The 20,013-nt window shown below is 65.9% G+C and carries 17 protein-coding genes; 11 read left to right on the forward strand and 6 right to left on the reverse strand.

Annotated features, from left to right (window positions below; translation table 11 throughout):
• From IEQ11_RS22340 to glk, 6 genes are all read left to right on the forward strand, one after another.
• Entirely contained in the window at positions 1-3,069 is a 3,069-nt protein-coding gene (locus IEQ11_RS22340; protein WP_191821180.1) for a TonB-dependent receptor, read from the forward strand.
• Between the two features lie 277 nt (positions 3,070-3,346).
• Complete coding sequence (locus IEQ11_RS22345) at positions 3,347-4,093, forward strand: SapC family protein (RefSeq protein ID WP_191821179.1); 747 nt, start codon at positions 3,347-3,349, stop codon at positions 4,091-4,093.
• On the forward strand, positions 4,077-5,102 hold the full coding sequence (locus IEQ11_RS22350; protein ID WP_191821178.1) for a cupin-like domain-containing protein: 1,026 nt from the start codon (positions 4,077-4,079) through the stop codon (positions 5,100-5,102). The genes IEQ11_RS22345 and IEQ11_RS22350 overlap by 17 nt, the downstream gene beginning before the upstream one ends.
• A gap of 8 nt (positions 5,103-5,110) precedes the next feature.
• Entirely contained in the window at positions 5,111-6,649 is a 1,539-nt protein-coding gene (locus IEQ11_RS22355; protein ID WP_191821177.1) for a tryptophan halogenase family protein, read from the forward strand.
• A 4-nt stretch (positions 6,650-6,653) separates the two neighbouring features.
• Complete coding sequence (locus tag IEQ11_RS22360) at positions 6,654-8,384, forward strand: cellulase family glycosylhydrolase (RefSeq protein WP_228464476.1); 1,731 nt, start codon at positions 6,654-6,656, stop codon at positions 8,382-8,384.
• Positions 8,384-9,370: a glucokinase gene (gene glk / locus IEQ11_RS22365; protein ID WP_057922795.1), complete on the forward strand. Its 987-nt coding sequence runs from the start codon at positions 8,384-8,386 to the stop codon at positions 9,368-9,370. Before IEQ11_RS22360 ends, glk begins: the two co-directional genes overlap by 1 nt.
• Here glk and IEQ11_RS22370 read toward each other — a convergent pair.
• Positions 9,367-10,284 carry an AraC family transcriptional regulator gene (locus tag IEQ11_RS22370; protein ID WP_191821176.1) on the reverse strand — a complete coding sequence of 306 codons (918 nt, stop codon included), beginning with the start codon at positions 10,282-10,284 and terminating at the stop codon, positions 9,367-9,369. The two genes, glk and IEQ11_RS22370, sit on opposite strands and share 4 nt — an antisense overlap.
• 99 nt (positions 10,285-10,383) lie before the next feature.
• On the opposite strand from IEQ11_RS22370, the gene IEQ11_RS22375 reads away from it, so the two are divergent.
• The gene (locus IEQ11_RS22375; protein ID WP_191821175.1) at positions 10,384-11,148 is read left to right on the forward strand and encodes an SDR family oxidoreductase; all 765 of its coding nucleotides are present in this window, start codon (positions 10,384-10,386) and stop codon (positions 11,146-11,148) included.
• A 12-nt stretch (positions 11,149-11,160) separates the two neighbouring features.
• Here IEQ11_RS22375 and IEQ11_RS22380 read toward each other — a convergent pair whose 3' ends face one another.
• From IEQ11_RS22380 to IEQ11_RS22400, 5 genes are all read right to left on the reverse strand, one after another.
• Positions 11,161-12,483 carry a hypothetical protein gene (locus IEQ11_RS22380; protein ID WP_191821174.1) on the reverse strand — a complete coding sequence of 441 codons (1,323 nt, stop codon included), beginning with the start codon at positions 12,481-12,483 and terminating at the stop codon, positions 11,161-11,163.
• Between the two features lie 250 nt (positions 12,484-12,733).
• Positions 12,734-13,018, reverse strand: coding sequence for a hypothetical protein (locus tag IEQ11_RS22385; protein ID WP_191821173.1), 285 nt, complete (start codon positions 13,016-13,018; stop codon positions 12,734-12,736).
• Positions 13,019-13,054: 36 nt separating this feature from the next.
• Positions 13,055-13,540 carry a hypothetical protein gene (locus IEQ11_RS22390; RefSeq protein ID WP_191821172.1) on the reverse strand — a complete coding sequence of 162 codons (486 nt, stop codon included), beginning with the start codon at positions 13,538-13,540 and terminating at the stop codon, positions 13,055-13,057.
• Positions 13,541-13,662: 122 nt separating this feature from the next.
• Positions 13,663-13,980: a hypothetical protein gene (locus tag IEQ11_RS22395; protein ID WP_191821171.1), complete on the reverse strand. Its 318-nt coding sequence runs from the start codon at positions 13,978-13,980 to the stop codon at positions 13,663-13,665.
• A gap of 258 nt (positions 13,981-14,238) precedes the next feature.
• Entirely contained in the window at positions 14,239-15,003 is a 765-nt protein-coding gene (locus IEQ11_RS22400; protein ID WP_052756435.1) for a glycoside hydrolase family 16 protein, read from the reverse strand.
• A 607-nt stretch (positions 15,004-15,610) separates the two neighbouring features.
• Between IEQ11_RS22400 and IEQ11_RS22405 the strand changes: the two genes are divergently transcribed.
• The 4 genes from IEQ11_RS22405 to IEQ11_RS22420 all read left to right on the forward strand — a co-directional run bounded on the left by IEQ11_RS22405 (position 15,611) and on the right by IEQ11_RS22420 (position 19,928).
• The gene (locus IEQ11_RS22405; protein ID WP_046658134.1) at positions 15,611-15,874 is read left to right on the forward strand and encodes a DUF6289 family protein; all 264 of its coding nucleotides are present in this window, start codon (positions 15,611-15,613) and stop codon (positions 15,872-15,874) included.
• 307 nt (positions 15,875-16,181) lie between these two features.
• Positions 16,182-17,207 (forward strand): M15 family metallopeptidase, encoded by a 1,026-nt coding sequence (locus tag IEQ11_RS22410; RefSeq protein ID WP_052756436.1) that lies wholly within the window; start codon positions 16,182-16,184, stop codon positions 17,205-17,207.
• An 81-nt stretch (positions 17,208-17,288) separates the two neighbouring features.
• Entirely contained in the window at positions 17,289-17,975 is a 687-nt protein-coding gene (locus IEQ11_RS22415; RefSeq protein WP_247024644.1) for a hypothetical protein, read from the forward strand.
• Between the two features lie 633 nt (positions 17,976-18,608).
• Positions 18,609-19,928 carry an iron-containing redox enzyme family protein gene (locus IEQ11_RS22420; protein WP_191821169.1) on the forward strand — a complete coding sequence of 440 codons (1,320 nt, stop codon included), beginning with the start codon at positions 18,609-18,611 and terminating at the stop codon, positions 19,926-19,928.
• The last annotated feature ends 85 nt before the right edge of the window (positions 19,929-20,013 follow it).

Raw genomic sequence — 20,013 nt, forward strand, 5'->3', positions numbered from 1 at the left:
ATGAAGCAAACGCGTGTTGCCCCGCGGCACACCATGTTGGCGTCCGCACTGTTGTTGGTGCTCGGCCAGCCGGTGTACGCACAGACGACCACAACGACGCCGGGCACCGCTGCCGACGAGCAGCCCAAGCCCGATGGCGAGCGCGATGCGAGGACGCTCGACACGGTCGTCGTCACCGGCATCAAGGGAAGCCTGACCTCGTCGATGAACCTCAAGCGCGACGCGCAGGGCGTCGTCGACGGCATCGCCGCCGAGGACATCGGCAAGTTCCCCGACACCAACCTGGCCGAGGCGCTGCAGCGCATCAGCGGCGTGTCGATCGACCGCAGCAACGGCGAAGGCTCGCGCGTGACCGTGCGCGGCGTCGGCCCGGACTTCAACCTCGTGCTGCTCAACGGCCGGCAGATGCCGACCGCGACCGGCGGCCGCGCGTTCGAATTCAGCGACCTGGCGGCCGAATCCATTTCGGCGGTCGAGGTGTTCAAGACCAGCCGCGCCGCCACGCCCACCGGCGGCATCGGCGCGACGATCAACATCAAGACCGCGCGGCCGCTGGACAATCCCGGCCTGCACGCCAATGCCGGCATCAAGGGCATCTGGGACGGTTCCGACGACGATCTGCCGGGCGCCTACAAGGGCGATTCGGTGACGCCGGACGTGTCCGGCATTTTCAGCAACACTTCGGCCGATGGGCGCTTCGGCATCGCGCTGAGCGCGAATTACCAGAAGCGTGAATCCGGCTCGGCCTCGGCCTTCGTGGCCTCGGGCAACGGCTGGCGTCCATTCATCGACACCCCGCGGGACGACGGCGAAGGCGAGGGCTCGGCATTGCCGCTTCCGGGCCAACCCGGCTCGGAGAACATCACCAACCGCCCCGGCCCGAACGACGTCTACTCGATGCCGCAAAGCCTGGGCTACAGCGTCAACTCGGTCAAACGCGAACGCATCAACAGCCAGCTCACCTTCCAGTGGGCACCGACCGACAACCTCACCACGACGCTCGATTACACCTACTCGCAGAACAAGATCGAGCAACTGCGCAACGACATGTCGGTGTGGTTGAACTTCACCCCGGGCACGAGTTCGTGGACCAAGGGTTCGGGTTCTTCGCCGATTTATTACGACGAGCGCTACAACGGCAATTCCGACTTCGCCAACGGCGCGAGCAAGACCGCGGTCAAGCGCGAGAACAAGTCGGTCGGCCTCAATGTCGATTGGCGCGTGGCCGATAACTTCAAGCTGAACTTCGACTATCACCGCTCCACGGCGGATTCCTCGCCCGACAGCCCGTACGGTTCCAGCAACACCCTGGCGAGCTCTGGCTTTTTCCGCGCTGGCAACATCATTGACTTCAGCCGCGATTTCCCGGTCCTGACCCTCCTGCTGCCGCCTGGAATGACCGCGATCGATCCGGCGGAGATGCTGGTGACCGGTTCGGTGTTCCGCAATGACCGCCAGCGCGCCAAAATCGAGCAGTTCCAGGCCAGTGGCGAGTTCGAGTTCGAAAACTATTCCAAGCTCAATTTTGGCGTCGCTTCGACCGACTACGAGAACCGCTCGGCCTTCACCAATGTGCAGCTCGATACCTGGGGTGGCGCGACCAGCGTCGACGACTACCCCGATTCGGTCTGGCAGTTGCGACACATGGGCGATTACTTCAACGGCGTCGGCGGAAGCCGCGACTCGCGCTTCACCGATTCGTTCTTCCTGTTCGATTTCGACCAGGTGCGTCAATTGGCCGAGAACGCGTGGGTCGCCGCCGGCAAGGGCACGCGCGAGGACTATCGCGCATCGTTCGACTACAGCGGCGCGGCCGTGCCGGGCAGCGCCGCCAACCGCTCGGTGGGCGACAGCCAGGTTCGGGAAAAGTCGAGCAGCTTCTATCTCCAATGGAGCGATACGTTCGACTGGAAACTGCCCGTGAACGTAGCCGCCGGGGTGCGCTACGAGCGCACCAAGGTTAAGGCATCGGCGCTACAGCCGGCGCCATCCGGCATCGATTGGGTCTCCGAGAACGAATTCATAATCCGCTACAACGGCTCGGAGTTCCGCAATCTCGATGGCGACTACAAGTACTGGCTGCCCAGCCTCGACGTCTCGGTGGACCTGACCGAGAACATGAAACTACGCGCCAGCTACGGCGAGTCCATCGGCCGGCCGAACTGGAGCAACCTGAATCCGGCGTTAGGCGTCGGCGGGCAGGCGCGCTTCGACGGCGGCGGCGGCAGCGCGGGCGATCCTGCCCTCAAGCCGCTGGAATCGCGCAACTTCGACTTGTCCTACGAGTGGTACTACGGCGAATCGAGTTATTTTTCGATCGGTTACTTCCGCAAGAAGATCGACAACTTCATCGCCGACGAGGTCAGCCGGCAGACGCCGTACCCCGACTTGCACACGCCAGCGAGTGGCGCGTACTGGAATCAGGCCATCAGCTCCGGTTGCGCCGCTACCGATCGACCGTGCATCCGCAATTACATTCTCAACACCTTCAACGGCCAACCCGGCGTGGTCAGGACAGGCACCAGCGCCAACGGCTCGCCTACCGGCACGATCAGCGGCTTGCCCGGCGATCCGGTGCTGACGTTCAATATCACCCACCCGGTCAACAACCGCGCCGATACGCTCGACGGCTGGGAGTTCAACCTGCAGCACGTGTTCGGCGACTCCGGCTTCGGCCTGGCGGCGAACTACACCATCGTCAATTCCGGTCTGACCTATAACGACGGGCGCCTGGGCACCCAGTTCGCGATGACCGGCCTGAGCGACTCGGCGAACCTCGTCGCGTTCTACGAAAAAGGCCCGTGGCAGGCGCGCGCGGCCTACAACTGGCGCGACAAGTTCCTGACCTCGCTCGGCGACGGCAAGGGCGCCAATCCGATCTACGTGGAGGCTTACGGGCAGCTGGACATGAATGTCAGCTACGCGGTCAACGACAATCTGGTGCTGTCGCTGGAGGGCATCAACATCACCGACGAGACCATGCGCACCCACGGGCGCAATACGCGCCAGTTGTACTCCTACGATCAGTCCGGGCCGCGCTACATGTTCGGGGTGCGCTACAAGTTCTGATCGCGGCGATCGCCACGGCTTGTCGTCGGCGCGCACGGGCCACCGCTTCGGCGGACCCGTGCGACGTCGACGGCGAGTGCGCGGCGGACCGCGTCCTCGGTCGGGGTTCGCCGTCCGATACGCCGACGAGGCTCGGGCCTTCCCCTCGCTGCGCCGCGGGTACATCCTGCCCGGGTGCGACCTGCGCGGAAGCCTGCGCCGCGACCGCTGTTGCGCGGACGTCCGGACCGGGCGGGCGACACGATCCCGATGGCCCGCACCGATCCTGGAAACCGCGATGCCCCAAGCCGTCCTGCTCAATAACATCGACCATCACGACCTGCGCGTGATCACCGCCCGCGGCGCGCGCTACGGCGACGACACGATGCTGGCGCCGACCTTCTTCCGCGAATTCCGCGACTTGCAGGCGCACTATCCGGTGGTGTTCCAGAAGACCGCCGACGGCGGTTTCCAGCCGATGGCGCTGCTCGGCCTGCGCGCGGACGAAAACCTGTTTCTCAGTGAGCCGCTCCTCGACGGCAATCGCCACGAGCGCCAACGCTGGGACGCGCATTACCTGCCGATCGCGGTCGAGCGTTTGCCGTTCCTGATCGGCATCGCCGACGACGAACCGATGATCCATATCGACCTGGCTCACCCGCGCGTAGTCCGCGGCGATGCGGCCGAAGGCGAGCCGCTGTTCCTCGAGCACGGCGGCACCACCGCGTTCCTGGAGCACATGGCTTCGATGCTGCGCACGCTGCACGACGGGCTGCGCGACAACGCGGGCTTCATCGCCGCGCTGCTGCGCCATCGTCTGCTGGAGCCGTTCGCGCTCGAGATCCGCTTGGTCGACCGATCCGAACTGCGCCTGAGCGGATTCCACACCATCGACGAACAGCGCCTGAGCGAGCTCGACGCCGCGGCGCTGCACGAGCTGTCGCAAACCGGTTATCTGCAAGCCGCGTACATGGCGCTGGCGTCGATGTCGCATTTGCGCGATCTGATCGAACGAATGAACCGCCGCCATGCCGCCGATCGCTGAAGCCATCGAGGAACTGCAGGGCATCGACGCGGCGGCGCTGCCCGAGGCCTTGCTGCGGCCCGCCCGGCCGTACGTCTTGCGCGGTCTCGCCGCGCACTGGCCGATCGCCCGCGCCGGCACTACCTCGGCGCAGGAGGCGATCGCCTACCTCAAGCGGTTCGCGCGCGATACGCCGGTGACGGTCAGCGTGGCGCCGCCGCAGGCCGAAGGCCGGATCAGCTATCGCAAGGACCTGCTCGGTTTCGGCTTCACCCAGGAGAAGGCGACGCTGCCGGTCGTGCTCGACGGCTTGCTGCAACAACTCAACGATCCGGCGGCGTCCACGATCTACGTCGGCTCGACCACAATCGATACCTGGCTGCCGGGTTTTCGCGAACACAACGACCTCGGCTTCGGCGCGGTGCAGCCGCTGGCGAGCATCTGGATCGGCAATCGCAGCCGCATCCCCGCCCATCAGGACGTCCCCGACAACATCGCCTGCGTGGTCGCCGGCCGACGCCGGGTGACGCTGTTTCCGCCCGACCAGTTGCAGAACCTGTACATCGGGCCGCTCGATCGCACCCCGGCCGGGCAAGCAGTCAGCCTGGTCGATTTCACCGCGCCGGATTACCGGCACGACCGCGAACGCTTTCCCCGATTCGCCGAGGCCTTGCGCCACGCGCTTAGCGCCGAACTCGGACCCGGCGACGCGGTGCTGATTCCGAGCATGTGGTGGCATCACATGCAGGCGCTGGAGCCGTTCAATGTGCTGGTCAACTACTGGTGGCGGCAATCGCCGAAGTGGATGGACACGCCGATGAACGCGTTGCTGCTCGCGATCATGAGCGTGCGCGATCTGCCGCCGGAGCAGCGCGAGATCTGGCGCGAGGTGTTCCGCCACTACGTCTTCGATGCCGACGATCAGACCGCGGCGCATATTCCCGAAGCGGTGCGCGGCCTGCTCGCGCCGATCGACGAACTTCGCGCGCGCGAACTGCGCGCGCGCCTGCTACACGGCCTGAACCGTTGAGAGACGCCATGCATAACGATGCCGAGCGCGGTGCGAGCGCAACCAGACCGATCAAGCGCGTGGTGATCGCCGGCGGCGGCACCGCGGGCTGGATGGCCGCGGCCGCGATTTCCAAGATCTTCGGCGCAACCTTGCAGATCAGCCTGATCGAGTCGGAGGAAATCGGCACCGTCGGCGTCGGCGAAGCCACCATCCCGACCCTGAGCACGTTCCACCGCTTGCTCGACATCGACGAGCGCGAGTTCATGGCCGCCACCCAGGGCACGATCAAGCTCGGCATCTCGTTCGAGAACTGGACCACCGAGCAGCACCGCTACATCCATTCCTTCGGCAGCACCGGCAAGGATCACTGGAGCGCCGGGTTCCAGCATTTCTGGCGCCGGGGCCGCGAACTCGGTCTGGCCGGCAGCTACGACGACTACTGCGTCGAGCTGCAGGCCGCGTTGCAGGGCAAGTTCGCGCATCTGAAGAACAATCGGATGAACTACGCCTACCATCTGGACGCCAGCTTGTACGCGCGGTTCCTGCGCACGATGAGCGAGGGCAACGGCTGCCGGCGCATCGAAGGCAAGATCGTCGAAGTGCTAACCGACGCGGATTCGGGCTACATCACCGCCTTGCGCCTGGAGCGCGGCGAAGTGATCGAAGGCGACCTGTTCATCGACTGCACCGGCTTCCGCGCGCTGTTGATCGACAAAACCCTCGGCGTGGGCTTCGAGGACTGGTCGCACTGGCTGCTCAACGACAGCGCCATCGCCGTGCAGACCACCTCGGTATGCGATCCGGTGCCGTACACCCGCGCGATCGCCGAGCAATGGGGCTGGCAGTGGCGGATCGCGCTGCAGCACCGCGTCGGCAACGGCATTGTCTATTCCAGCCGTCACGTCGGCGACGACGAAGCCAAGCAGGCGCTGCTGGACAGCGTCGACGGCGAGATCCTCAAGAACCCCTGGCCGGTACGGTTCCGTCCGGGTCGGCGCCTGCGGTGCTGGAGCCATAACTGCATCGCGCTCGGCCTGGCCGGAAGTTTCATCGAGCCGCTGGAATCGACCACCATCCATCTGATCCAGCGCGGCATCACTCACCTGATCCGTTCGTTCCCGCAGGTCATCAGCCAGGCCGGCGTGGACGAATACAACACCCAGATGGCCGACGAGTTGCAGCACGTGCGCGACTTCGTGGTCCTGCACTACCACGCCACGCAGCGCCGCGATTCGCCGTATTGGGAATACGTGTCGAGCATGACCTTGCCCGATACGCTGCGCCGTCGCATCGAATTGTTCCGCGAGACCGGCACGGTGTTTCATGTGCCCGGCGAGTTGTTCGCCGAGAACTCGTGGATCCAGGTGATGATGGGACAAGGCATCACGCCCAAAACCCATCATCCGACCGCCGACACCATGAGCGAGGCCGATCTGCGTCGGTTCCTCGACGATATCCGCAACCACGTCGACACAATCGTGCGCGCGCTGCCTTCGCATCAGGCCTACCTCAGCCAGTACTGCCCCAGCGCGCCGCGCGCGACGGTGCCCGCCCATGTCGCGTGATCGCATGAACACTCGCTGCGCCGCCGCGCTGGCTTCGGTTGGCCTGTGCGTGGCGATGACGCTCGCGCCGAAAGCGGTTCAGGCCGAAGGTTTTCTGCGCGCGCAGGGCCAGCAGATCGTCGACGAACGCAACCGTCCGGTGATTCTGCGCGGCGTGGGCCTGGGCGGCTGGATGCTGCAGGAGGGCTATATGCTGGGGCTCAGCGGCCCGGGCATGCAGCACACGATTCGGCAGCGCATCGTGGACCTGATCGGCGAGCAGGACACGCAGGCGTTCTACAACGCCTGGCTGGACAACTACGTCAGCAAGGACGACATCGACACGCTCGCGGCCTGGGGATTCAACTCCATCCGCCTGCCGATGCATTACGCGCTCTACACCCTGCCGGTATCGAAAGAGCCGGTGCCGGGCCAGCAGACCTGGCTGGAGGACGGCTTTCGTCGCACCGACGAACTGATCGCCTGGGCCAAGGCCAACGGCGTGTACGTGATTCTCGACCTGCACGCGGCGCCCGGCGGACAGGGCAACGACCTCAACATCTCCGATCGCGATCCGTCCGCGCCCTCGCTGTGGGACGACGCCGCCAACCGCGACAAGATGGTCGCGCTGTGGCGCAAGCTGGCCCAGCGTTATCGCGACGAACCCGCGGTCGCCGGTTACGACATCATCAACGAACCCAACTGGGGCTTCGCCAGCGCCAAGGACAAGAACGGCTGCGAGGAAACCGGCAACGCGCCGCTGCGCGAGCTGCTGGTGCGCACCACGGCGGCGATCCGCGAGGTCGACACGCGCCACATCGTCATCATCGAAGGCAACTGCTGGGGCAACAACTACCGCGGCGTGCTCGATGCCGGTTTGTGGGACGACAACCTCGTACTGAGCTTCCATAAATACTGGAACGGCACCGGCCGCGACAGCATCAAGGATCAGCTGGCCCTGCGCGCGCGCTGGAACATTCCGCTGTGGCTCGGCGAGACCGGCGAGAACTCCAACGACTGGTTCGCCCGCACCGTCGAAACCATGGAAGGCGAAGGCATCGGCTGGGCCAACTGGCCGGTGAAGAAGCTGCGCTACAACAACCCGCTGCAGGTGATCGCCAACCCGGGCTATGAGCGGGTGCTGGCGTATTGGGAAGGCAAGGGCCCGCGGCCGAGCCGCGAACAGGCGCGCGAGGCGCTGCTGACCCTGGCCAACCACGACATCCGCCTGCACAACAACGCGCGCCATCCCGACGTGGTCGATGCCTGGCTGCGCGCGCCGCGCGACGACCGCAGCCTGCCGTTCAAGCGCAATGCGATCGCGCCCGGCGGCGGCGAGGTGGCCGCGGTCGATTTCGACCTGGGCCGCAACGGCGTGGCCTATTTCGATCTGACCGCGGCGAACGAGAGCGGCAAGCCGAGCGGCGACTGGAACCGGTCGCAGTTGTATCGCAACGACGGCGTGGATCTGGTTCGCGAAGGCGACGGCCTGCGCGTGGCCGCGATGCAGAACGGCGAATGGCTCAAGTACACGATCGAGGTCGAGGCCGCCGGCCACTACACGTTGACGGTGCGCGGCACGACCGGCCGGGTGCGGATGAAGGTCAACGGCGACGCATTGGCGCCGACCGAGTTGAATCGATCGCAGCCGGTGGCGCTGCCGCGCGGCCGCAACACGCTGGTGGTCGAAGCGGTATCGGGCACGCCTGACCTCACATCGCTGCAATTGCACGCCGTTGCGGGAGACGCTCGCTGATGCGGGTATTGGTCAGCGACATCGGCGGCACCAACGCGCGTTTCGCCATGGCGGAACTCAAGCGAAGCGCACCGCTGCTGCATGACAGCGTGCGCGAGTACCCGGCGGCGGATTTCGCGGGCGCGGCCGATGCCGCGCGACACTTCCTCGACGAGCTGGGCGAACGCGCCGAGGCCGCGGTGTTCGCCGTGGCCGGCCGCGTGCGCTTCGAGGAAGCGCAAATCACCAACCATCCCTGGCAGATCCGCGCGCCCGAGATCGGCGCCGCGCTGGGGACGCCGCGGGTGGCGCTGATCAACGATTTCGCCGCGCAGGCGATGGCGATCTCGCGGCTGCGCGCGGACGACGTGGTCGCGATCGGTGCGGCCGGCTGGCCGGGCTTCGACACGCGCGCCACGCAAACTTACGCCGTCATCGGCCCGGGCACCGGCTTGGGCGTGGGCGGTCTGCTGGTCCGCAACGGCCGCTGCTTTCCGCTGGAGACCGAAGGCGGCCATGCCGGTTTCGCGCCGTCGCAGCCGCGGGACCTTCGCACCTTGGAATGCCTGATGCGCCGGTTCGGTCGGGTGTCGTGCGAGCGGCTGGTGTCCGGGCCCGGCCTGGTGAATCTGTATTTGTCGGTGTGCGAGGTCGAGGGCGTGGCCGCGGACGCTTTGTCGCCCGCGCAGATCAACACGCGCGCGGCGGCCGGGGATGCCCATTGCCAGCAAGCCGTGGATTTGTTCTGCGCGGCATTCGGCTCGATGGCCGGCGATCTCGTACTGACCCTCGGCGCCTGGGACGGCGTGTTCCTCGCCGGCGGCGTGGTGCCGAAACTGCTGGATGCGTTGCGCACGCGCGGCTTTCGCGAAGCGTTCGAAGCCAAGGGCCGCTTTTCGCCGGCGATGGCCGACGTCCCGTCGTTGGCGGTCGTGCATGCCTGCTCAGGCCTGCTGGGCGCGGCGGCGTATGCGGCGGAAACCTACGAACCGGCGGCGATCGCTTAGCGGTTGTCGCTGGTTTCAGGCTGCGCTCGCGCGTACCGGCTCGGCGATCGTCCCACCTGCCTGCTGAAGGCGATGCTGAAAGCACTGGCCGAACCGTAGCCGACGCGTTCGGCGATTTCCGACACGCTCAGCTCGTCGCGCCGGAGCAAGTCCTTGGCGATTTCCATGCGCCACGCGAGCAGGTATTCCATCGGCGCGACGCCGACCGCGCGGGTGAAGCGATCGAAGAACGCCGATCGCGACAGCGCCGCCTCCTTCGCCAACTGCGCCACCGTCCAGGAACGGTCGATGTGCGCATGCATCTGCTTGAGGGCAACCGCCAATCGTTCGTCGCCTAGGCCGCGCAGCAGCCCCGGCGGCGCGGTCACCGCCGTGCCCGAACGCAGCGCTTCGACCAGCAGCATTTCGACCAACCGGCTCAGCATGAACTCGCTTCCGGGTTTCCGCTCCGCGTACTCCTCGCCGACCATCCGCACCAACTGGACGAGCCGCTGCGATCCCCGCACATGCACCACCGCCGGCAGCAGCGATACCAGCAGCCCGGAATCGGCGCCATCGAACACGAACGCGCCGCCGAGCGAACGCATGTCGGGCGGTCCGTCCTGATCGCCATGCCTCAGCTCGCCCTGCCCGCCCGGAACGAGATCGGGATCGATGAACACCGGCGGCGCGGGCACGAAGCTCGACATGGTGAAGGCCGGCGTGGTCGGCAACAGGACGAAATCGCCGGCGGCGATGGCGATCGGCGCATGCCCGTCCACCGCCAGCAGCGCGCCGCCTTCCAGCACGATGCAGAAACCCGGCCGGCCGTACCGCGCGTAGCGCACGGCCCAGTTGCCCTTGCCGCTGATGAGGTTGGCGAACACCGCGCGTGGCTGCAGCAGCCGGACCACTTCGGTAAGCGGGTCGCTCATTGGACGCTCGCTAAATTAAAACGGACTTCCCATTATCGCCCATCCTGACGGGCTTCCCTATCGTTCGCTCCGAGTCATTCACTTCACCGGAGCCGCCCCATGAACAACGCAACCAAGACCGTACTGATCACCGGCTGTTCCTCCGGCTACGGCCTGGAAACCGCCCGCCATTTCCTCACCCAGGGCTGGAACGTCGTCGCCACGATGCGCACGCCGCGCGAGGACGTGCTGCCCGCCTCCGAGCGCCTGCGCGTCCTCGCGCTCGACGTTACCGACCCCGCCAGCATCACCCAGGCGCTGGACGTCGCCGGGCCCATCGACGTGCTGGTGAACAACGCCGGGATCGGCCTGTTCGGCGCGTTCGAGGCCACGCCCATGCCGACCGTGCGCGAGGTCTTCGAGACCAACACGTTCGCGGTCATGGCGATGTGTCAGGCGATCATTCCGCGGTTCAGGGCGCGCCGCGCCGGCACCATCGTCAATGTCACCTCCAGCGCCACTTTGGCCGCGTTTGCGCTGGTGGCGGCCTACACCGCCAGCAAGACCGCGATCGAGGGATTCACCGCTTCGCTGCAACACGAACTGCGGGCCTTCGAGGTCCGGGTCAAACTGATCGAGCCCGGCTACGGCCCGTCGACCCGTTTCACTTCCAACGGCCAGCAACGCATGCAGGGTCTGATTCCCGAGGCGTATGCGCCGTTCGCGCACAGCGTGTTCGCCGGCCTGGCCGACAACAGCGCGGTCACCCGCGAGAGCGATGTGGCCGAAGCGGTCTGGCGCGCGGCCAACGATGCGTCGGATAGATTGCATTTCCCGGCCGGCGCCGACGCGGTGGCGCTGGCGGATCAGCGTCGACTCGCCTGAAGGGCGTCGCCGTCAGCAACTGAAAAAGAACGGCTTGCCCTGCGTGCCCTTGCCCAAGGCACGGGTGTTGACGTCGAGCGAATACCACAGCCCCCCACGCCGCAACGAAACCGGCACGGCGCCGCAACCCGGCGCCGCTTCCTCGAACTCGTCGCCGAACGGCGTTCGGCCGGCCGCGTCGATCACCGCATAAGCCGCGCCACGCTTGAGAACGATGAAGTCGCTGGCCTGCATATAAAGCTGGCCGGCAAAACGCCCCACCAGGCTTGGCTCGCCACGTGCGTTGAAGCGAAACAACTGGGTGTCGGCGTGGTCGCCCGGCACGGCCAGCATTCCCGACCCGGTAACCGCGCCACGACATCCGTTTACGCCGCGCGGCGTGTTCGCGAACGCGGCCAGGCGCGCGTCGAGATAGACGCAGCGACCGTCCTGCTGCGACTCCAACGCGATCCCCACCAACGTATTCCATGGCCACAACTGCGACGGCCCGTCGTTCAGCGCGCGCAGTTCGACTAACTTGGCGACTGCGTCGGCTTCATGGCGCTGCCCGCACTCGCTCAGCAGTTCGACGTGATGTCCTGCTGTCGCCAGCCACAGCCCCGCATCGGCTCCGGGACGTCGCCGCAGGTCCGGACACCCCTCGATACCACCGATCGCGGTAGTGATGAATTTGATCGAATCGAACCGGGGCGGCAGCACTTCGCTCAAGTCCGGGGCGAGCAGGCCGATCGCCCCGACCGCGGCCTGTGCCGTACTCCAGTAAGCCCCCGCGCCGTTTCTGTCCCGATAGCGGGACAGGCGGACATAGTGTCCGGAACGCTGCACGGCATGCCGGCCGCCGGCCGCGATCCGGATCAGCTGCATGCCCTGCTTATCGCCGCCGATGAGCACGACGCTGTCGCGTTCGCCGGCGTAATCCACCTCGAGGGTCGAATAGGCCAGCGGCAACACCGACGCGCCGTGGATATCGATCACGCCCTGGCAACTCCCGCGCGCGACCTGGATCAGGCTGTCGCCGATCAGTTGCAGGTTGTCGAAGATCGGCGGCGTCAGGCGGCGTCCGTTTTGTTCCAGACCGAAACGCGGTGTCGCGCCTGCATCCGTCGCATATCGACGAATGCCCTTGTCCGGTGCGATTTCGTCGGCGCCGTCGAAAAAAAGCGAATTGACCGAAACGCGGTCGGGTTCGTCGTCGAAACTGCAGGACTGCGCCGCGTCCGACACGACGCCGACCGTGGAAGCGTCGGCGCCTGTCCCGGCATGCACCTTGGTTTCGCTGCCGACGGCCGTCGCCGACCACGACAGGCAGAACGCCACGACCCACGCCTTCTTCATTCCCTGACTCCGCTTTCCTTGAGTACCCACGCCAAGCCTGGGTCATGACACCGGCCATCGCCGATAACGCAATCGTCCATGCAGGCGACAAAATAGCATCGGGAACGCCGATACGGACAAAGCCGCCGCTCACGCGGCCGGCTCGGCGAGGTGGATGGCCATGCGCAGTCGGGTCGGTCCCGCGTCGTCCAGTGTTTGCGTCATCGACGCTCGAATGCAGCCACGCCGCGCAGCCGCTTCGGCGGCAGGGTCAGATACCGGCGGAGGCGCTGGATGAAACGGCGATGGTAATGGCTTCTTGCAGATGCTCGTGACGCCAGGTGCTGGGTCCGCGAGCGTGCGCGGTAACGCGGACAGCGCCATGCGTCCGGTCTTGCCAGGTGACCAGCAACTCGATCCCGATCGGCTCGCCGTCGACTTCAACGATGCGCTCCGACGCCGCCTGCCCCACCAAGGCGAGTAGCTCAGGCTCAGGCAGATCGCGGATGGCCTCCAGTTCCCTGAGCAGCAGTGCGTAGGCATCCGTAGTCTTCATCGGCAAGCGCCAGTGGATGTAACGGCGGAATTCATCTCAGACACGCGGCGACTCGGGAGGCGGTGAACTTTCAGCCTGCACCTGACAGGCCGCCTTTACCTTGCAAGCCCAATGCACATCATCCGGGTCGATCGTGACGACACGGAAGCCGTGTCTGGCGCCTTCCGCTTCGACTCCCGCGGAATCATCGATCAGCAAGTCGATCCCGAATGCCGGAGGGTACTTGGACGGACTGATCGCCCTGCCGCGCAAGGCGTTCGCATGAACGGCTCCATTCACCACGCCGCCGAGACGAATTCCCGCGCATAACAACCATAAATACAAGTAGCGCTTCGACCTCAGCGAGGAAGTGTAGATCCAAAGATCATGCCCATCGGCCTGCAGTTCGCGCATGAGCGCGACCGTGCCTTCGCGCAATGGTTCGCGGAACAGCAGCCGCATCGGAAACGCCAGCGAGGCAGAACGGAATTGCCCTTTGCCCAGTGGCGTCAAAGTGCCGTCGATATCGAAGGCGATCCGCATCCGAAAGTTTCGCCCCGGGCCTCGGCCGATCATGTCATGCCGCGAACGTATCGTGCCGCGGAATCGGCGGCGGCCGCATGCGACGGCCGCCGCCAGAGTCCGCACTGACTAAGGCAGAACGCTTATTGCGCGCTGCGTTCGGTCGGCGGGGTCTGCGCCTGGGCGATCTGGATCGACCGCGGCAACGGATTTTCCACGATCGGCCGCAGCAGATCGGTGAACGGCGTGGCGATCGGATTGGTGCAGAAGGTTTCTTCGCACAGCGCGCGCGCGTCTTCGCAAACCTGTTCCTGCTCCGGCGTGTCCGCGTGGCTCATGCAGCGCACGAACAGCCAGGGACAATCGCTACAGGCCGCGAACGCGCTGGAGACAGGCAGCAGCGCCGCGACGACGGTGATCGAGCCAAACAGCAATGGGGTCAGCAAGCGAGACTTGAACATGACGATCCTTCCCATGGGTGGCGCCGACTCATTCGGCCCGATCAGACTATCACTTGGTCGCGCCCGCCGAAGGCTCATGGCGCAGCGCGGGAGCGACCGGTGACTGGATCGAAATCCGGACGCAGCGCGCACTCAGCGTCTGACCGCCGTCGACAAAACCCGACGGCATCAAGGCCTGGTTTCATGTCGATCCTAACCGCGACGCGACAGCATGACGCCGCCCCAGGCAGCGCCAAGCCGTCGCATTCGTGTCTTCGCTCAGAGCCTGCGGTACACGCGCACGTAGTCCACGTGCATCTTCGCCGGCAGCTTGCTCTCGTCGATGTTGAAGCCCGGCCAGTTGCCGCCGATGGCGAAGTTCAGCAGCAAGAAGAAGTCGCGATGGAATTCGTCGGTGCCGTTGATGCTGTTCTGGATGTTGGCTTCGTGGAACTTGTTGCCGTCGATGTACCAGCGGATCGCGTTGGCGTCCCACTCCACCGAGTAGACGTGCCAGTCGGCGACGCTGACCGCGGTGTTGCCGCCGTACTGCGCGTAGTTGCCGTTGTGGTCGCGCCAGTGGATGGTGCCGTAGCTGCGATTCTCGTTGTTGACGTGCTCCATGATGTCGATCTCGCCCGAGTCGGGCCAGCCGACTTGCGGCAGGTTGGAACCCAACGCCCAGAACGCCGGCCATGCGCCCATGAACGACGGCAGGCGCATCCGCGCTTCGATCTTGCCGTATCTGAAGTTGCGCACGCCCTGGGTCTTCATGCGCGCGGAGGTGTAGCGAAACCCGCCGAAATCCTGGCGCCGCGCGGTGATGACCAGGGCGTTGTTCTCGATCGCGGCGTTCTCGCGCCGGTAGTACTGCAATTCGTTGTTGCCCCAGCCGCCGCTGCCGTTGCCGGTCTCGAACACCCAGCTCGGTCCGATCGATCCGTTGAATTCGTCGCTCCAGGCCAGCTGCCAGGTCTGCGCGCTGGCGCCGCCGGCGAACATGCAGGCGACGAAGAAGAGCATGCCTTTCATAAGCAGTTTCATGACGTCTTATCCTCGTGGAGAAGGGTGTGAATACCGATTCGAGCGGACACGGCGCGACCGCTCGCGCGCAACGACGCGAGGTGTTCGGCGACATCCGACTGGCGGCGATGAAGCCCGGCTTGTTCGGCCCGGCTGCTTCGGTCCTTGATGCGATTGCGCCGCGCCGCCGACCTTGAGCGCGCGCCGCAAGCGACGCGCTCGAGCGTCAGGCGACCGGCCGCGACGGTGGATCGATCGGCGCATGCACCGAGGTTTCCCGCCATTGCGCATCAGGCCCGCGATCGACGCTGGCTTGCCATGACAGCGCTGTCAACCGCTGTTTTGCCGGCTGATTCTTTGCGCGGACGGGTTCACATTCCGGATGTGGGCTGGTTGGTACTAAGCCTGGGCGTTCGCATGCGCCGTGCTGCACGACAGCACGAGGCTGCGCCCGCATCGGCAAGGCAAGCCGCGCGTCCATGTGCGCGGTCGCTTGCCTCGATACAAAATTTGCCGAGTCTGCCCGGCTCGCGATTTTGCGCGGCAGTGCCGATCGGGCCCGTCGCGCAACGCGTAGAAGCGAGGTTCCGGCGTGGGCCGGAATCCCAAGGCGCTAAGGAGAGTTCCGATGTTCCAATTGCACAGCTTGTCCAGGAAGAAGGTGTCGCTCGCGTTGTTCGCCGTCGGCGTGGTCGTGTCGTTCGCCGCGGCCGCCCTGCCCTATCCGAATCCGGGCGAGGGCTATATCCAGACCTATTACTCCGACGCGGCGCGCACCCAGGTGGTCGGTGAGCGCTCTTACGGCAACTGCGGCGAGAATTTTTCCTGGGGTGTGCTGAAGGGCTATTTCACCCTCACCAAGATCACCTGCGGCAGCGGCGGCCCGGACTGAGTCGACCGTCGCGGCGCTCCTCGCCGCGAGCCGGAACCGAGCCCACCGCATGCGGTGGGCTTTTCTTTGTCGATCCATGCATGACGTATTGCAATCGACCTGTGCCGTTTGAAATGTTCGGCATCGGTGGTCGTCGGCGATCGGCCCAGGCCAGCCTCGATCGTGACGTAGACCGCAGTTTTCACTAGCATGTAACCGTTTCCAAGGGTAAGCCCTAGCTGGTCCTGTGCCATCGCGGCACCTGTAATGAGCCACGACCGCGTTCACCGCCGCATACCCGGCGGCACACAGCACAGGAGACCGACTCATGGACAGCGTCAACGGCAGCTCCGGCACCGCAGGCACTTCGGGCACTCACGACAGCCAATCAGCCTCGCTCGGCGCGCAGTCCACGCCGACCCAGGCCGAGACCCAGGAACAGGAACTGCGCGATGCGCTGGCCGAAAACCCGCAGGCGGTGGCCGCGTTGTCGGCGCTGACCGCGAACACCCACTACGCCCAGCTCAGCGTCGAACAGCAGGTGCAGGCGCTGACGGCGTTCAACGCCGCGCCCAACCTCGCCACCGCGACCTATCTGCAAGGCGTCGCCGAACAGACCTTGAACCCGCAGGCCACGCCCACCGCGCTGACGCCCGATGCCGGCACCCTGACCCTGGACGGGCAGACCTACAGCATTCAGAACGGCAACCTGATCGGCGCCGACGGCCAGGTCGCCGGCACGATCCGCAACGACGGCCAGGTGCAGCTCAACACCGAAACCACCACGCGCAGCGTCTACGACGACATCAATACCCGCGTGCAGTTGCGCGAGACCAACGCGGCCCAGGAGTTGCAGGATCTGGTCAACCTGCACGCCGCCGATCCCAACGCGCGCCTGGACAACGTCAACATCAACCGCGAAATGGCCCGCCTGGCCACCGACGTGATTTCGCGCGCGCGCATGGAAGGCATGGACATGCGCGTGGTCAGCGATTTCCGCAGCGTCGAGGAGCAGAACGCGCTGTTCGCGCAAGGCCGCACCGCGCCGGGCCGGGTGGTGACCAACGCCACCGGCGGCAGCTCCTGGCATAACTACGGGCTGGCGGTGGACGTGGCCTTCAACAACGCCAACGGTCAGCCGAGCTGGCCGGAAAACGCCAACTGGGATCGCTACGGCGAGATCGCGGTGCAGCGCGGACTGGAATGGGGCGGCAACTGGCGCGGGATCAACGATCGTCCGCATATCGAATACCACCCCGGGCTCGGCGCCGGCGAGGCGCGCACCATGCTGCCGGCGTATCGCCAGGGCGGACTGGATCAGGTCTGGAACAACCTCGGGCTCGGCGGACGTTGACGTGCATCGCCGCCGATGTCTGGCGGTCGCGGCGTTGGCGTGGATACTGACGTCATCCGCGCCGGCCGGGACCGCATCGCCATGAGCACCGCATCGCTTCGCCATCGTCGTCTTCGCCTGGCCGTCGCCGCCTGCTTTGTGATCGCGACCGCGGCCTGCGCCGCGCCGCCGCGCGCGACGGCGCCCGTGGCCGATGCCATCGCGGTCCAGCTGCCTGCGCAAGGCGCGCTGTCGTTTCATCCACGGCGCGATGAACTGTCCTGGGCGCAGGGCCGCGACTGGCACCGGCTGGATCTGAGCAGCGGCCGCAGCGAACGTTTCCAGGCCGATGCCGACATCGCCGATCTCGCTTACGCCGACGACGGTGCGCTGTGGCTCGCCGCCGGCGCGCCGCAGCGTTGGCTGCAAGGCCGGCGCACCTGCCGCGGCGACAACGCCGATCTGAGCCGCGCGTTCGGCGCCGACCGCGACGGCATGCGCATGGCCAGCTACGGTCATGACGACGCGCAGGGGCCGATCCGTCATCAATACTGGTTCGATCCGCAATGCCGCGTGCGTCGCGACAGCCTCGCGCCGTTGCCGGCCGGCATCACCGACAGCGCCGCCGATCCGGGCGAAGCGTCCGGCCCCGACGACGCGCGCGCGGCCAAGCTGCGCAGCGCCGCGCAACCGAGCGCGGACGGCACCGTCGCCGTATCGCGCGATGGCCGCTGGCGCGTGGTCGAACGCGGCGACGAACGAAAGCTCGAGCGCACCGCGCCGCGTTGAAGCCGCGCGCAGTTGTCGCAAGCCGCAGCGGCGCGACGCGATCGACTGCATTCGCGGCGGGTGCGACGCGTTCGGGCAACACTCAAGGCCCGCACCAACACAGGGTTGGAATTTCGCGCAATTTGAACGATCGCGTTCGCCATCGCGACCCGCTGCCGCACGCCGGTTCACGCCGATATCTCTTCCGCCTTGCCTGTCCTCGGCCGTATGCGGGCGCCGGGCGCGAGTCTCCCGGCGTGCACGGCGCAGCCGAAACCCGCGAATGAAATCGCGACTTAGCCGTTGATCGAGAACCCGATCACACGCAAGAACGACGGCCGTTGAACTTTTCGCCTGGGCGGCAACGCGAGCGAAGCGAGCATTCGTCGCCTCGGCGAATGCCGCGCGCGACGCCGATGCACAACACGCGCGTCTCGTCGCTCGGGATCAGACCTGATTGATCGCAGCGACCGTTATCGTCGTATCGGCCGTCGCCATTCAAGCGCGCGACGGTCGCCGAGAGGTTGAGCACGCGCGCACGCCCCGGCGCCAAGCCTTGGTCACGGACGGTTCCGGCACAGGCATTCGATGGGTGACTGACGCCCGGCTCGACTCGATGTCATCGCTACTCAAACCACAGGATGGACCACCGACATGAAGATCGATTCGCCACAATCGTCTTGTCCCCGCAACCACGTCGATATCGACCAGTTCTGGAAACTCGCCGACGATCTGCAAGGCAGGACCGTCGAGCACGCGCGGGACATGTTCGCCTTCGTCGAAACCGCCAGCCCGCAGCGCCTGTTCTCGCTGCTGGTGCAGTACCGGTATTTCACCGTCTATTACATCTCCGACATCGCCCTGCTGATCGCGCGCCTGCAACCGGGCCGGATGCGTAGTTTTCTCGCCGACATTCTGCTCGACGAACTCGGCGGCGGCGACCACACCCAGGCCCATCCGGAGTTGTACGACCGCTTTCTGGCCAGCCTCGGCATCGAACATTCCGCGCTCGACGGCATGGCGCTCGCCGACAATATCGCCTTGCTGGAAACCGCGCGGGCGAAACTGATCGCGCCGGAAAACACCACGGCTTACGGCATCGGCCTTCGCGGAATGGGCGGCGAGTGCGTATGCCAGATCTATCTGGCCCGCTTGTACGAGCATTTGATCCTGAATCCGTACATCCGCGAACGCACCGCGAGCATCGACTGGACGTTCTGGGAGCTGCATATCGGCGAGCACGACATCGCGCACCGCGAGAACCTTCGCAAACTCATCAGCGACGAAGTCGCCGGCATGGACGGCGACAGCGTGGCGGCGCTCGAAGCGGGCTTCCGCGACAGCATGAGCGCGTGGTCGGCGTTCTGGCAGAACATCCACGACGATGCGACCAAGCCCTCGGGCCAGGAATCGAACCAGCGCGCGGCCGTCAGCGACGTGGTTCTGGGCCCGGTCGAAGGCGGTCGGAACGCGGACACCGACATCAAGCAGTTCCATCTCGCGATCGGCGTGCACGACCTGCAGCAGGCGCGGCAGTTCTATTGCGATGTGCTGGGCGCCAAACAGGGACGCTCGACCAGGAACCTGATCGATCTGGATTTCTACGGCCATCACCTGGTGATCCATCAAACGCCTCAAGGCGCGGACAACACCGACAACGCCTTCGGATCGGCGTTCTATGGCGAAACCGTACGCGTCCCGCACTTCGGCATGAACCTCAACTGGCGCGACTGGAGTTCGCTGGCGGATCGGATCAAGTCGAAGGACTACGCCTTCATCGACCCGCCGCACGTGCGCATGCGCGACCTGCCCGGCGAACACGCGACGATGTTCCTCAACGACCCCAGCGGCAATTCGCTGGAGTTCAAGGCGTTCCGCAATCACGACGAGGTGTTCTCGGTGATCTTCTCGAACAGCACGCGCGACATCTTCGGGCTGGATTCGCTGGTGGAGAAGGCCGCCGCGGCGGCTTGACGCAGGACGCACCGATGCATCGCGGAGGCCCCGAGCACCTCGGGGCCTCTTCGTTTCCGCTGTCAGACAGGCCTCGGCTTGCGCA

Origin of the sequence: Lysobacter capsici (assembly GCF_014779555.2) — a bacterium.
Lineage (GTDB): Bacteria > Pseudomonadota > Gammaproteobacteria > Xanthomonadales > Xanthomonadaceae > Lysobacter > Lysobacter capsici.

What these genes read in the sequence shown, in the direction of transcription:
- IEQ11_RS22340 (WP_191821180.1), top strand. Translation starts at nt 1, where the DNA reads ATGAAGCAAACGCGTGTTGCCCCGCGGCACACCATGTTGGCGTCCGCA.
- IEQ11_RS22345 (WP_191821179.1), top strand. Translation starts at nt 3,347, where the DNA reads ATGCCCCAAGCCGTCCTGCTCAATAACATCGACCATCACGACCTGCGC.
- IEQ11_RS22350 (WP_191821178.1), top strand. Translation starts at nt 4,077, where the DNA reads ATGCCGCCGATCGCTGAAGCCATCGAGGAACTGCAGGGCATCGACGCG.
- IEQ11_RS22355 (WP_191821177.1), top strand. Translation starts at nt 5,111, where the DNA reads ATGCATAACGATGCCGAGCGCGGTGCGAGCGCAACCAGACCGATCAAG.
- IEQ11_RS22360 (WP_228464476.1), top strand. Translation starts at nt 6,654, where the DNA reads ATGAACACTCGCTGCGCCGCCGCGCTGGCTTCGGTTGGCCTGTGCGTG.
- glk (WP_057922795.1), top strand. Translation starts at nt 8,384, where the DNA reads ATGCGGGTATTGGTCAGCGACATCGGCGGCACCAACGCGCGTTTCGCC.
- IEQ11_RS22370 (WP_191821176.1), bottom strand. Translation starts at nt 10,284, where the DNA reads ATGAGCGACCCGCTTACCGAAGTGGTCCGGCTGCTGCAGCCACGCGCG.
- IEQ11_RS22375 (WP_191821175.1), top strand. Translation starts at nt 10,384, where the DNA reads ATGAACAACGCAACCAAGACCGTACTGATCACCGGCTGTTCCTCCGGC.
- IEQ11_RS22380 (WP_191821174.1), bottom strand. Translation starts at nt 12,483, where the DNA reads ATGAAGAAGGCGTGGGTCGTGGCGTTCTGCCTGTCGTGGTCGGCGACG.
- IEQ11_RS22385 (WP_191821173.1), bottom strand. Translation starts at nt 13,018, where the DNA reads ATGAAGACTACGGATGCCTACGCACTGCTGCTCAGGGAACTGGAGGCC.
- IEQ11_RS22390 (WP_191821172.1), bottom strand. Translation starts at nt 13,540, where the DNA reads ATGCGGATCGCCTTCGATATCGACGGCACTTTGACGCCACTGGGCAAA.
- IEQ11_RS22395 (WP_191821171.1), bottom strand. Translation starts at nt 13,980, where the DNA reads ATGTTCAAGTCTCGCTTGCTGACCCCATTGCTGTTTGGCTCGATCACC.
- IEQ11_RS22400 (WP_052756435.1), bottom strand. Translation starts at nt 15,003, where the DNA reads ATGAAACTGCTTATGAAAGGCATGCTCTTCTTCGTCGCCTGCATGTTC.
- IEQ11_RS22405 (WP_046658134.1), top strand. Translation starts at nt 15,611, where the DNA reads ATGTTCCAATTGCACAGCTTGTCCAGGAAGAAGGTGTCGCTCGCGTTG.
- IEQ11_RS22410 (WP_052756436.1), top strand. Translation starts at nt 16,182, where the DNA reads ATGGACAGCGTCAACGGCAGCTCCGGCACCGCAGGCACTTCGGGCACT.
- IEQ11_RS22415 (WP_247024644.1), top strand. Translation starts at nt 17,289, where the DNA reads ATGAGCACCGCATCGCTTCGCCATCGTCGTCTTCGCCTGGCCGTCGCC.
- IEQ11_RS22420 (WP_191821169.1), top strand. Translation starts at nt 18,609, where the DNA reads ATGAAGATCGATTCGCCACAATCGTCTTGTCCCCGCAACCACGTCGAT.